This is a genomic window from Rathayibacter sp. VKM Ac-2803 (assembly GCF_009807175.1).
Classification (GTDB): domain Bacteria; phylum Actinomycetota; class Actinomycetes; order Actinomycetales; family Microbacteriaceae; genus Rathayibacter.
This window is the reverse complement of sequence record NZ_WUCD01000001.1, coordinates 1-12693: the sequence shown is the minus strand read 5'-3', so window position 1 is coordinate 12693 and position 12693 is coordinate 1. Positions and strand designations below refer to the sequence as shown.

Below are 12693 nucleotides of genomic sequence, written 5' to 3'. Positions count from 1 at the left end.
ATCGGGAGAGGATCGGGCGCTGACCGGGGGTTCTGCGGATCGGCGCGCGGGAATTCGCCGGGAGGCGGGTGCCGCCCGCGCGGGTCGCGTCGGCGCTCGCCGCGGTATCCGCCGGGCGGATCCGGTCGGAGCGCGTCGAGTCGCGGCCGCGAGCGAGGAGGCGCTGGGCGCGTCAGAACGGCGGTGGTGTCCCGGTGGAGCGGGGCGGCTGCGGTGAGGGTGCGAAGAGCGGATGCTCGCGGAAGGCGGGCCGGGCGGGTGCGGGCGGGAGGAGTGCGGGTGGTCGGGTGGTGACGTGGCGTCCGGTGGGGGTGGTCCAGTCGGCGGTGCCGTCGGCGTGGAGGCGGTAGGTCCAGCGGTCGCCGTGGCGGACGTGGTGGTGGGCGGTGCAGAGGCTGAGGAGGTTGTCGAGGGAGGTGTCGCCTCCGTTGCGCCATTCGAGGGTGTGGTCGGCTTCGGCGGTGGAGGCGGGGCGGGTGCAGCCGGGGAAGCGGCAGGTCCGGTCGCGCAGCTGCAGGTGGAGGCGCATCCGCGGGGGTGGGACGCGGTGGGTGCGGCCGACGGAGACGACGGCGCCGGTCTCGGGATCGGTGAGGACGCGGGTGAAGGTCGCCGCGACCCCGACGAGGTGGCGGGCGGTGTCGGCGGGGATGAGGCCGTAGCCGTCGAGATCGGCGGGCGCGTCGTCGACGCCGGCGGCGGTGCTCGCTGCCAGGGTCAGCCGCACCTCGGGGCGCACACCCGGAACGAAGGTCGGCGGCGCCTCGGTCCCGTCGCTGATCGGTGTCGTGCCGGCGACGTCGCCGTCGCAGAGCAGATCGGCGAGCGCGTCGGCGCGCAGCTGCGCGAGGGTCCGCTCGTCACCCTGAGCGGTATGAGCACCGCGAGCGACGTCGCCGTCGCTGTCGCGGAGCGTGCGGGCGATGCGGTCGAGGCGGCTGTACGCCGCGAGCGCGGCGGCTGCCGGAAGCAGGGCGCTGAGCGTGGCCATTCCGTCGATCTCGGGGGTGAGCCACACTCCGCGGTCCTGCTTCGCGCGCGTGTGCCGCTCGGCGAGCGGCTCGGTGTGCAGCTCGTCGCGGAGCCTGTCGAGCGCGCGGCGCAGCTGGGTCGGAGTCCTCGAGAGGGCGAGCTCGGTGGCGCGCTCGTCGAACTCGGCGAGCGACTCCTTCGGCAGCGACGCGGCGACCGAGCAGATCACCTCGCCCGCCCGCCACCGGATCCGGGCCGCTGCGAGCGCGGCGCGGGTGAGCGGCAGGTCCTCGACCAGCAGGTGGGCGCGCTCGAGCTCGCGCGACAGCTCCCACTCGGACACCCCTGATCCGTTGGCGAGCTCGGCGCGGAGCGAGCGCTCGACGAGGGTGTTCGACTCGCTGCTCGACAGGCCACCGCGGGCGAAGGAGAGGGGGATCGCGAGTGCCCGGTGGTAGACGTCGTACAGCCGTTCGGCGGATGCGAGGAAGTGCATCGACGCGTTGCGCGCGAGCCGGCCGACGTCGTCGGCGCCCTCGCGGATCGCGTCGAGTGACGCCTCCGCGGGTCTGGTCGGTGCTGCAACTGCCATACGGATATTGAAGCAGGGAGGACCGACATCGGAGCGGGCGCAGGGCCCGAACGGGACGACTCGCGGGGCGGGAGGGGCTGTGGAGGAGGCTTCGGGGGCGGGATGGCGGACGTTGCTAGGGAGGTGGGTCTCGATACGCCGCCTGCGGCGGCTACTCGACCAGCAGGGATGGCGGCGGGCGGAGGGCGGCGGGCGTCGGGGAGGCGTGGGCTCGTGGGCTCGGGCTCACGGGCGGGCCCCGTCCCTCGCTGATCGAGTAGCCGCGGCACGCGGCGTATCGAGATCCACCAGCTTCAGAAGGCGAGGTTCGAAGTCTCGTCCGCGGGCGGAGATGGGTCTCGATACGCCGCCTGCGGCGGCTTCTCGACCAGCAGGGATGGCGGCGGGCGGAGGGCGGGGGGCGTCGGGCGGAGGGCGTCGGGGAAGCGTGGGCTCATGGGCTCACGGGCGGGCCCCGTCCCTCGCTGATCGAGTAGCCGCGGCACGCGGCGTATCGAGATCCACCAGCTTCAGAAGGGCGGATTGGAAGCCTGATCCGCTGGCGGAGATGGGTCTCGATACGCCGCCTGCGGCGGCTACTCGACCAGCATGGAGGGCGGCGTGCGGCGGGGAGACAGCAGGGAGGGCGCGCTGGTCGCCCTCACGGCGCGGGAGGAGGACGCGGCGAGGCCGGCCGTCGCGGCGAGGTACGCGACCTGCAGGGCGGTCCGGGGGGCGAGCGTCTGCGACCACTCGAGGGGACCGCCCGAGTGAGCGAGGGTGTCGTTGGCGGGGGACGTCGCGACGAGCAGGGCCGAGAGGCCGGTCGCGGCCCAGGGGGTGAGGCGTGACGAGAGCATCGCTGTGGCACCGGCGAGCTCGAGCACTCCGGTGGCCGAGACGAGGAGCTCGGGCGCGGCCAGCCGCTCCGGCACCATCGCGATCATCTGCTCGCGCTTGCCGACGAAATGGCTGACGCCGGTGACGGCGAACATCGTTCCGACCGCGACGCGGAGGGAGGCGACGACTCGAGGCCGCCGGTCGGGTGCGCGCAGGGCGGTCGCGCCGAGGGCGCTGCAGAAGGAGGCGGACAGGACGACGAGGGGGACCGCGGGGTACCGCGTGCCCCCGCCCGATCACACCGCCGCGGCCGCCTGCTCCCTCGACCAGGCCGCCGCCGCCGCGAGCTCCTCGGGGTCGACCGGCGCGGCGGCCCCGCCACCGGGCTGCGCCGCCAGCCACTCCTCGGTCGCCACCGGCACCGGGTGCTTGTAGTCGCTCGTGACGGTCGTGTACAGCGAGCCGCCGAGGCGCGCGACCGGGCGGTACTTCGCGATGTCGATGCGCCCGCTCGGGTCGAGGATCCCGTCGTCGGCGTGCACCGCGAGCACCTGGCCGAAGACCACGTTCGCGTCGTACACCTCGGTCTCGCGCAGCAGCACGCACTCGAGCGCCACCTTCGCCATCGCCAGGCGCTTCGGCCGGACCCTGGTCGAGTCGACGACCTCGAGACCGAGCAGCTCGGCCTCGTCGACCGACGGCGGAGTGATCGCCGCCGTCGCCGTCTCGACCTCGGCCTGTCCGTCGGTGACCAGGTTCACCACGAACTCGCCGGTCTCGCGGATGTTGTCGTGCGAGTCCTTCTCTCCGGTGAACGAGATCATCAGCGTCGGCGGGTCCATCGTGACCAGGGTGAAGTACGAGAACGGGGCGAGGTTGCCCACTCCGCTCGCGCTCTCGGTGCCGACCCAGGCGATGGGTCGCGGCACGACCGCGTTCTTCACCATCCAGATGAAGTCGTGCGCCGCTCCGGTGTCGTCGGCGAGGTACATGCGTGCTCCTTCTTCTCGATCTCTCGGCTACTGCCAGCTCGCCTCGCGCCAGTCGACATGGCCGTCGGCGCGCGGCGTCCAGTCGAGGCCGGGGGCCACTCCGTAGGTCGCGACGGTGTAGTCGATGTTCGCGAGGTGCGTGCGCTCGGCGTTCAGCGCCCAGATCTCGGCGATCACGTCGTTGCGGGCGTCGGTGTCGACCGTGGCGTTGGCCTCGACGATCAGGGCGTCGACGTCGGGGTCGGAGAAGATCGCGTAGCCGGTGGGGCCGTAGAGGTAGTTCAGGGTGGTCGAGGCGTCCATCATCGACGGCGAGAACTGGGTGATGTACATGCCCGGGTGCGACTTCGACGAGGTCAGCAGCACGTAGGAGGAGTACTCCACACCCTCGAGCTCGACGGTGATGCCCACCTCGGCGAGCTGCGAGGCGATCGCCTGGGCGACCTCGGCCGAGTTCGGCACGTTGCCGCCGGTCGGGTACTGGAAGGGGATCGCACTGCCGTCGTAGCCGGAGGACTCGACCAGCTCGGCGGCCGCGTCGGGGTCGTAGGCGAGGTCGGGCAGCTCTGCGTCGAAGCCGTTGACGTTCGGGGCGACGGAGGAGGCGTTCGCGACGGTCGCGTAGCCGTCGTGGATCGTCTCGATGATGGTCTCGCGGTCGATCGCCATGCTGATGGCGTTGCGCAGGTCGGCGTCGGCGAGCGGGCCGCCGGAGGTCTCGTTGAAGCCGACGTAGATCAGCTGGTTCGACTGGCCCTCGGCGACGGTGTAGCCGGAGCCGTCGACGGAGGCGACCTGAGCGGGGGTGATCGCGGTGAGGTCGATGTCACCCGACAGCAGCCCGTTCAGGCGCGCGTCCGGGTCGGCGATCGGCTCGACGGTCACGTTCGCGATCGAGGGCTCGCCGCCCCAGTAGTCGGGGTTCGCGGCGAGCTCGGTCGAGACGCCGGGGGTCCAGCTCTCGAAGGTGTACGGGCCGGAGCCGATGGGCGCCTTCGCGAAGCCGTCGGAGCCGACCTCGGTGTAGTACGCCTCGGGGACGATCGAGATGTAGTACGCGCGGCGGGTGAAGACCGAGTCGCCTGCCGTGAGCTGGAAGGTGATCTCGGTGTCGCTGGTCACCTCCATGCTCGCGATGTTGTTCGTGTAGATCTTGTTCAGCGAGTCGGGCGAGTCGATGACCGCCTGGAAGCTGAAGCGCACGTCCTCGGCGGTGACGGGCGTGCCATCGGTGAAGGTCGCGTCGTCGCGGAGGGTGAAGGTCCAGGTCTTCGCGTCGTCGCTCGCGGTCCACTCCGTCGCGAGGCGCGGCTGGAGCTCGCCGTCTCCGTCGACCGTCGTCAGCTGGTCGTAGACCGCGTGGAAGATGTTGGTGCTGTAGAGCCCGTTGTCGATCACGGGATCGGCGTTGGCCAGGTCGCTCGGCTGGGCGACGACGATCGAGTCCCTCGACCCGCCTCCCTCGCTCGAGGAGGCCTCGCCGCTGCACGCGGTGAGGAGGAGGGCGACCGCGGCGGCGGAGGCCACGGCGGCGGAGTGCCGGGTGCGTCGGAGCATGGGGGAGTGCCTTTCGTCGAGGGCCGGGCGCGCGGGAGCGGAGCCGGCCGGCGCGGGAGAGCGCGGGAGGAGCGGGAAGGCGGTGCTGTGGAGCGGGTCAGGCGGCGGCGGGGAGGGTGCGCCGGCGGCGGGTGGGGTCAGGGACGGGAGCGGAGGCGAGGAGGGAGCGGGTGTACTCGTGCTGCGGAGCGTCGAACACGGAGGCGGTCGGCCCGGTCTCGACGAAGACCCCGCGGTGCATGACCGCGACGTCGTCGGCGAGGGCCCTGACGACCGAGAGGTCGTGCGAGACGAAGAGGTAGGCGAGCCCGAGCTCGGACTGCAGCTCGGTGAGCAGCGCCATCACCTGCGCCTGGATCGACACGTCGAGGGCCGAGGTCGGCTCGTCGAGCACGAGCACGTCGGGCTTCAGCGCGAGCGCGCGGGCGATGCCGATCCGCTGCCGCTGGCCGCCCGAGAAGTCGGCGGGGCGGCGTTTCGCCGACTCGCGGGCGAGCCCGACCTGCTCGAGCACCTCGGCCACGCGGGCGGCGGAGTAGCGGCCGTTGATGCGCAGCGGCTCGGCCACGATCTCGTGCACCGTCAGGCGCGGATCCAGCGACGAGTACGGATCCTGGAACACCGCCTGGATCGACGAGCGCAGCGGCCGGCGGGCCCGGTCGCTCAGCTCGGAGACCTCGGTGCCGCGGTAGCTCACCGATCCGGCGGTCGGCTTCTGCATCCCGAGGATCGTGCGGACCAGCGTCGACTTGCCGCAGCCCGACTCTCCGACGAGCCCGAGCGTGCGGCCCGCCTCGAGGCGCAACGAGACGCCGTCCACGGCGCGGAACGGCTCGGCCGCCCGGCCCCAGGCGCCGCGCTGCGGGAAGTGCACGCTGACCTCCGACACCTCGACGACGGGCTCGGCGTGCGGGTGCGAGACCGAGGTGACGACCGGCGCGACGGCCCGCGCCTCCGTGCCCGTCACCGGCAGGATGCTCGCCAGGAGCCGCTTCGTGTAGTCGTCCTGCGGGTCGCGGAAGACGTCGATCGCGGTACCGCTCTCGACGATCCGCCCCTGGTGCATCACCAGCACGCGGTCGGCGTTCTCGGCGACGAGGCCCAGATCGTGGGTGACCAGCACCAGGGAGGAGCGGAGGCGCTCGCGCACCTCCTGGAGCACGCGCATCACCTGCGCCTGCACCGTGACGTCGAGCGCCGTGGTCGGCTCGTCGGCGATCAGCATCCCCGGCTCGTGCGCGATCGCCATGGCGATCATCACCCGCTGGCGCTGACCGCCCGAGAGCTCGTGCGGGTAGGCGCGGAGCCGGCGCTCGGGATCGGGCAGGTGCACGAGCTCGAGCAGCCGCAGCGACTCCGCGCGCACCTCGGCCTTCGAGAGGCCCTTCCGGTGCAGCGTGATCATCTCGGCGATCTGGGTGCCGATGCGCATCACCGGGTTCAGCGAGGTCATCGGGTCCTGGAAGATCATCGAGAGCGAGCCGCCGCGGATCGAGCGGAGCGTCGCCTCGTCGACCGCGCGCAGGTCGACTCCGCCGAGCAGGATCTCGCCGCTCGTCACCCGCACCCCGCGGGGCAGGAGGCCCATGGTCGAGAGCATCGTCATCGACTTGCCCGAGCCCGACTCGCCGACGATCGCGACGACCTCTCCGGGCATCACGTCGAAGCCGATGCCGTCGACGAGGTGCACGGGCGCGTCCTTCGGGCCCGCCTCGATGACGAGGTCGCGGACGCTGAGGACGGGGACTGCTTCTTCGGGGGGCATGCGCTACTCCGCCTTCTGCGACTGGACGCCGGTGAGGCGCTGGCTCATGAACTGGAGCCCGGCGACGAGCATGAAGAGCATCAGGCCGGGGAGGATCGTGATCATCGGGCTGTCGCGGAGGTAGGTCTGACCCTCCTCGATCATCCCGCCCCAGCTGGGGGTGGGCGCCTGGATGCCGAGGCCGAGGAACGACAGCGCCGCCTCGAGCAGCACGATCACACCGAGGTCGAACGGCACGAGCACCGCGAGCGCGGGGATCACGTTGGGCACGAGGTGCTTGCGCAGGATCCAGCCGTGGGTCGCTCCGTGCGTCTTCGGCGCCCAGATGAACTCGCGCTCGCGGAGCGACCAGGCGGTCGCCCGGGCGACGCGGGCGTAGCCGACCCAGTTGGCGACTCCGATCACCACGATCAGCGTCAGCACGCTCGGGCCGATCGCCGAGACGATGGCGATCAGCAGCAGCATGATCGGGATCGCGAGCTGGATGTCGGACAGCGCCGAGATGACGGTGTCGAGCCGCCCGCCGAAGTAGCCGGCGATGAGGCCGAGCGTCACGCCGATCAGCAGGTTGAGCGCCACCGCCGGCACCGCGATCGACAGCGACACCCGGCCCGCGACGGCGAGGCGCGAGAGCATGTCGCGGCCGAGCGCGTCGGTGCCGAGCAGGTGCGCCGGGTCGGCGAGCGGCAGCAGGAAGCGCCCGCGCAGATCCTGGGTGTCGGGGTCGAAGAACGGCAGCAGCGGCACGAGCACGATCGTGAGGACCACGAGGGCGACGAGCGCGGTGGCGACGTAGAACGACGCGCTCAGCGGAGTCTGCGACGAGCCGGGCTGCGGGCGGCGGAACAGCCACCGGACCCGCTGGATCGCGAGCGCCTGCGTCGAGGTGCGGGCGGAGGCGGGGGTCGGCACCGCGATCGGCTCGCGCACGTCGGTGGTGGCGGGCTGCGGAGGGACGCGGGGGCTCACTGGAGTCTCACTCTCGGGTCGAGGGCGGCGTAGAGGAGGTCGACGACGACGTTGACGAGCACGAAGAACACGGCGATGACGAGGATCGCCGACTGCACGACGGTGTAGTCGCGGGCCGAGATCGACTGCATGAGCAGCTGCCCGACTCCGGGCCAGTTGAAGACCAGCTCGACGACGACGGTGCCGCCCAGCAGGGCGCCGAGATTGAGGCCCGCGACCGTGATCACCGGGAGCAGCGCGTTCGGGAGCATGTGCCGCAGGATGACGATGCTGCGCCGCTGCCCCTTCGCGTAGGCGGTGCGCACGTAGTCCATCCGGTACTGATCGGCGAAGCCGGTGTCGAGCAGGCGGATGTAGAGCGCGAGCTCGAGGGTCGCGATCGTCACCGCGGGCAGGACGATCGACAGCGGCGAGTTGTTGCCGAGCGCGGGGAGGACCCCGAGGCTCACCGCGAAGACCATCACCAGCAGGATCCCGAACCAGAACGACGGGATCGCCTGGCGGGCACTGGCGAACCAGAGCACCGCGTTCCGCAGCCGCGACGAGTCCGACAGCTGCAGGATCAGCACGACCGCGAACGCCAGCACGAGGCCGAGCACGAAGCTCGTCAGGGCCAGCTGGAGGGTCGCGGGCATCCGCTGCAGCACGAGCTCGAGCGAGGGCGTGCCCTGGCGCAGCGAGTCGCCGAAGTCACCGGTGAAGGCCCGCGCGAGGAATCCCGTGTACTGGAAGAGAAGGGGCTGGTCGAAGCCGAGGCTCGCCGAGAGGCGCGCGATGTCCTCCTGCGACGCCTCTGGCCCGAGCAGGAGCGCCGCCGGGTTCCCCGAGAGGCGCACGAGGAAGAACGCGACGGTCACGACTCCGAAGACCGTGACGAGGCCCTGGACGAGCCGTCGTGTGACGAAGCGGACCATGATCGCTCTCCTCGTGCTGGGGGTGCGCGCAGGAGCGCGACCGGTGCTGTCGGGACGTGATCAGTACAGCCGGTGGGTATTTCGGGAGGGGGTCGTCGCCGTCAACACCTGATTGCGCATCGCGTCATCGACGCGGAAAAGGGCGCTGACCTGGCTCTTCGAGTGCCGTGGCCGTCAATTCGCCGGTGCGGTGTCGGCGGCGCGCTGTGCGACGGGAGGGGCGGTGAAGCGCATCGCCTCCACATCCGGGTCCTCGGCCCAGAGCGCGACGCGATCGCCGCGGTAGTGGCCGTAGGCGAGGATCTGCGGCACGCCGGCCGCGTCGCGGACGAGGGTCTCGCGGGTGAGGATCGCGGCGCCCTCCTTGAGGCCGAGGATCCGCGCCGTGCGCTCGTCGGCGTTGACCGCCTCGACCGTGGCCTCGACCTGGTTGCCGGGGGCCGCGCGGACCGAGTCGATGAAGGGGAGCGGATCCGGACGCGCACCGGGCGGCGTCGTGCCCGCGATCGGGTGGTAGCCGACGATGATCCCCGCGGGGACGCCCTCGATCGTCACGAGCTGCTCGGCCATCACGACGCGGTCGCCGTCGAGCTCGAGGCGCTCGCGGATGTGGCGGTGGGCGATCACCTCGCTGACGTCGGTGACCTCGCACGTCATCTCGAGACCGCCCGGGTGCTGCACCGAGTCGGAGCCCAGCACCCAGCCGCTCGTGGGCAGGAGGGAGAGGAGGGGGAGCTCCCAGATGCTGCCGACGACGTTGGTGCCGATGCGCTGCCGGCGGCGGATGAGCCCCTCCGAGCCGAGCTGCTGCAGGGCGCTGCGGATGGAGTTGCGGCTCATCATCATCGACATGACGAGGTCGTGCTCCTCGACCAGGTCCTTCTCGGTGATCAGACCGCGGCGGATGCTGGCGCGCAGCAGGGCGTGGGCGCGGCGGGGGCTGCTCTGCAGGAGCTCGCGGATGCGGCGCTGGCTGCCCTCGCGGGCGCGGCCGAGGGCCTCCGCGAGCTCGAAGTCGTCGTCCATCGTGTGCCTCCTCGGGGGGCGGTCGGCCCCGAATACCCACCGTAGGTGGGCTTCTGAGGCCCTGATCGCGTGTCGCGTAAACCCTGGGTTACAGCCGCCCGCGTCAGCTCTCGGGTGCGCGCTCCGACCGCACGGCCGACTGGAGCTCCTGCGTGCTCGGGTAGGCCCAGCGGAGGTAGTCGAGCGGGAGGCGGCTGCGCTCGGCGACGCTCTCGTGGGTCGCCTCGCCGTCGATCGAGCCGGCGAGGGCGGCGAGCCGCTCGGCGGTGCGGCGGCCGGCGGACTCCGCGTCGCGGGGGCGGCGCGCGCCGACGGGGTGCCTGCGCCCGCGGTGCTCGGGACCTGCGGCGTCGGGCCGGGACTCCTCGCGGGCCCAGGTGCGCGTCGCGGCGACGTCGCGCTGCAGCTGCTCGACGAGCGCCTCGGCCCCGCGGTAGCGCCGCTGCGGGCGCAGCTTCGCGTGCAGCTCGACGGTGATCGCGTGTCCGTACAGGTCACCCGCGAAGTCGAGGAGGTGCGCCTCGAGGAGGCGGACGCCGTCGCGGCCGTAGAAGCTCGCGCGGCGGCCGATCGAGACGGCGGCGAGGTGCTCGGAGCCGTCGGTCGCGTCGATCACCGTGCCGGCGTACACGCCGTCCGAGACGCCGCCGTCGGCGAGCGGCAGGTTGGCCGTCGGGAAGCCGAGGAGGCGGCCGCGCTGGTCGCCGGGGACGACGACTCCGCTGATGGCGGTCGGGGTGCTGCTCTCGCGGGTCATGCGGTCTCCTCGGCGTGGTGTGAGCCCAGTCAACCCGCCTCGCGTTTCGCCGTGATGACCGGCGTCGCACCGTCGTATTGCGCCGCCCCGCACCGCGGTGCCGCCTCGCCCCGACCCGCATTCCGCCTCCCCCTCGAGCGTCGGTTCCGGTGGGCGCGCGAGGATGGGGGCATGGACGACTTCGCTTCCGCGGCTCCGCGCCCGCCCGTCGCTCACCGGATCGGCGCCCGCGTGAGCACCGTCCTGCTGCGCGGCGCGCGCGCGGTCGACGCGCGGACGGACGCCCGCGACGCCTGGATCCTCCTCGACGGCGAGCGCATCGGCGCGGTCGGCTCGGGGCCCGGCGCCCCGGCGGCCGATCTCGTCGTCGACGCGGGGGAGGCGACGCTCGTCCCCGGCTTCATCGACCTGCACGGCCACGGCGGCGCGCACGGATCGTTCGACGACGGACCCGATGAGATCGCCGCCGCCCTCGCTCTGCACCGCCGGCACGGCACCACCCGCTCGGTGCTCAGCCTCGTCGCGAACCCGCTCCCCGCCCTGGAGCGCTCGCTCGCCACCATCCGCGCGGCGATGACCCGCGATCCGCTGATCCTCGGCGCGCACCTCGAGGGTCCGTTCCTCTCGCCCGGCAACCACGGCGCCCACGATCCGCAGAGCCTCCTCGCGCCGACGCCCGAGCACGTCGCGGCCCTGCTCGCGAGCGGGGACGGGGTGCTCCGCCAGATCACGGTGGCGCCCGAGCTCGAGGGCGGGCTCGACGCGATCCGGCGCATCGCCGACGGAGGCGTCGTGGCCGCCGTCGGCCACACCGTCGCGTCGTACGCGCTCACCCGCGAGGCGTTCGCGGCGGGAGCGACGGTGCTCACGCACGCCTTCAACGCCATGCCCGGCATCCACCACCGCGAGCCGGGCCCGGTCGTCGCGGCCGCGGAGGACGAGCGGATCACGCTCGAGCTCATCCTCGACGGCGTCCACGTGGCGCCTCCCGTCGCGCGGACCCTCTTCGGGGCCGCCCCCGGCCGGGTCGCGCTGATCACCGACGCGATGGCCGCCGCGGGATCCGCCGACGGCGCCTACCGCCTCGGCTCCCTCGCCGTGAGCGTCGTCGACGGCGTCGCGCGGATCGAGGGGACCGGCACGATCGCCGGCTCGACGCTCACCCAGGACGCGGCGCTCCGGATCGCGATCGAGCAGGTCGGCCTCGGCCGGCAGGAGGCGGTCGCCGCCCTCACCGAGACTCCGGCCAGGGCGCTCGGCCTCGACGACCGCCTCGGCCGCCTCGCGCCGGGCTTCGCGGCCGACGTCGTGGCGATCGCGCCCGACCACTCGGTCGTGCAGGTCTGGGCGGCGGGCGAGCGGCTGGTCTGAGGGCGGGGTCGCTCAGCGGTGCAGGCACGGCCGCCTCCGCACTACCCCCCTGACAGCGGAGACGCCCGGGCGTACCGTCGCGGGATGTCGAAGTCGAGCACGAAGTCGAGCACGCACGTGCACCGCATCCGCAAGACGCTCTACGAGGCCGAGCTCGAGCGCCTGCAGATCGAGCTGGTCACCATGCAGCGCTGGGTCATCGAGACCGGCGCCCGTGTCGTCGTCGTCTTCGAGGGCCGCGACGCCGCGGGCAAGGGCGGGGCGATCAAGCGGATCATGCAGTACCTCAACCCGCGGGCGGCGCGCGTGGTCGCGCTGCCGACGCCGAGCGAGCGCGAGAAGGGCCAGTGGTACTTCCAGCGCTACCTCGAGCGCCTGCCGACCACCGGCGAGATCGTGCTGATGGACCGCTCCTGGTACAACCGCGCCGGGGTCGAGCGGGTGATGGGCTACTGCACGCCCGAGCAGTACCGGCTGTTCCTGCGTCAGGCTCCCGTGGTCGAGCGGATGCTCGTCGAGGACGGCATCATCCTGATCAAGTACTGGTTCTCGGTGTCCGACGACGTGCAGGAGGAGCGCTTCCGCTCGCGCCTGGAGGATCCGATGCGGCGCTGGAAGCTCTCGGACACCGACCTCCAGTCGATCACCCGCTGGGAGGACTACTCGCGGGCCAAGGACGAGATGTTCGAGGCGACCGACCACGCCGACGCCCCCTGGTGGACCATCCCGAGCGACGACAAGCGCTCCTCGCGGCTGAACGCGATCACGCACCTGCTCTCGCAGATCCCCTACGAGCACCGCGACCCCGAGCCGATCGAGATCCCGCCCCGCCCGACCTCCGACACCTACGAGCGCCCGGCGCGCGACCGGTTCCGCACCGTGCCGGACCACGCGCACACCCTGAGCTAGGAGTCCCGGCAGCCCACGGATCCATCCGTCGCCGACGACCCGTCCGAGTC

11 protein-coding genes are annotated in these 12693 nt (G+C 72.5%); 2 read left to right on the top strand and 9 right to left on the bottom strand.

The features are described 5' to 3' along the window. Positions 1 to 172: 172 nt before the first annotated feature. The 9 genes from GRS96_RS00060 to GRS96_RS00015 all read right to left on the bottom strand — a co-directional run bounded on the left by GRS96_RS00060 (position 173) and on the right by GRS96_RS00015 (position 10363). A complete protein-coding gene (locus GRS96_RS00060) occupies positions 173 to 1564 on the bottom strand; it encodes an HNH endonuclease signature motif containing protein (RefSeq protein ID WP_159987382.1) in 1392 nt (463 codons plus the stop codon). 575 nt (positions 1565 to 2139) lie between these two features. Continuing rightward, positions 2140 to 2598, bottom strand: a complete 459-nt coding sequence (locus GRS96_RS00055; protein WP_268893231.1) for a DoxX family protein — start codon at positions 2596 to 2598, stop codon at positions 2140 to 2142. 81 nt (positions 2599 to 2679) lie between these two features. Next, positions 2680 to 3375 carry a flavin reductase family protein gene (locus tag GRS96_RS00050; RefSeq protein ID WP_159987380.1) on the bottom strand — a complete coding sequence of 232 codons (696 nt, stop codon included), beginning with the start codon at positions 3373 to 3375 and terminating at the stop codon, positions 2680 to 2682. 27 nt (positions 3376 to 3402) lie between these two features. Continuing rightward, positions 3403 to 4932, bottom strand: a complete 1530-nt coding sequence (locus GRS96_RS00045; RefSeq protein ID WP_159853125.1) for an ABC transporter substrate-binding protein — start codon at positions 4930 to 4932, stop codon at positions 3403 to 3405. A gap of 97 nt (positions 4933 to 5029) precedes the next feature. After that, the gene (locus GRS96_RS00040; protein WP_159853123.1) at positions 5030 to 6697 is read right to left on the bottom strand and encodes an ABC transporter ATP-binding protein; all 1668 of its coding nucleotides are present in this window, start codon (positions 6695 to 6697) and stop codon (positions 5030 to 5032) included. Between the two features lie 3 nt (positions 6698 to 6700). Then, positions 6701 to 7666: an ABC transporter permease gene (locus GRS96_RS00035; protein ID WP_204162002.1), complete on the bottom strand. Its 966-nt coding sequence runs from the start codon at positions 7664 to 7666 to the stop codon at positions 6701 to 6703. Further along, positions 7663 to 8580 (bottom strand): ABC transporter permease, encoded by a 918-nt coding sequence (locus tag GRS96_RS00025; RefSeq protein WP_159853117.1) that lies wholly within the window; start codon positions 8578 to 8580, stop codon positions 7663 to 7665. The genes GRS96_RS00035 and GRS96_RS00025 overlap by 4 nt, the downstream gene beginning before the upstream one ends. Positions 8581 to 8754: 174 nt before the next feature. After that, positions 8755 to 9606: a GntR family transcriptional regulator gene (locus GRS96_RS00020; protein WP_159853115.1), complete on the bottom strand. Its 852-nt coding sequence runs from the start codon at positions 9604 to 9606 to the stop codon at positions 8755 to 8757. A gap of 103 nt (positions 9607 to 9709) precedes the next feature. Next, positions 9710 to 10363 (bottom strand): riboflavin kinase, encoded by a 654-nt coding sequence (locus tag GRS96_RS00015; protein ID WP_159853113.1) that lies wholly within the window; start codon positions 10361 to 10363, stop codon positions 9710 to 9712. A 171-nt stretch (positions 10364 to 10534) separates the two neighbouring features. On the opposite strand from GRS96_RS00015, the gene GRS96_RS00010 reads away from it, so the two are divergent. Both GRS96_RS00010 and ppk2 read left to right on the top strand, forming a co-directional pair. Next, the gene (locus tag GRS96_RS00010) at positions 10535 to 11734 is read left to right on the top strand and encodes an N-acetylglucosamine-6-phosphate deacetylase (RefSeq protein ID WP_159987379.1); all 1200 of its coding nucleotides are present in this window, start codon (positions 10535 to 10537) and stop codon (positions 11732 to 11734) included. An 84-nt stretch (positions 11735 to 11818) separates the two neighbouring features. Further along, a complete protein-coding gene (gene ppk2 / locus GRS96_RS00005; protein ID WP_159987378.1) occupies positions 11819 to 12643 on the top strand; it encodes a polyphosphate kinase 2 in 825 nt (274 codons plus the stop codon). Positions 12644 to 12693 lie beyond the last annotated feature (50 nt).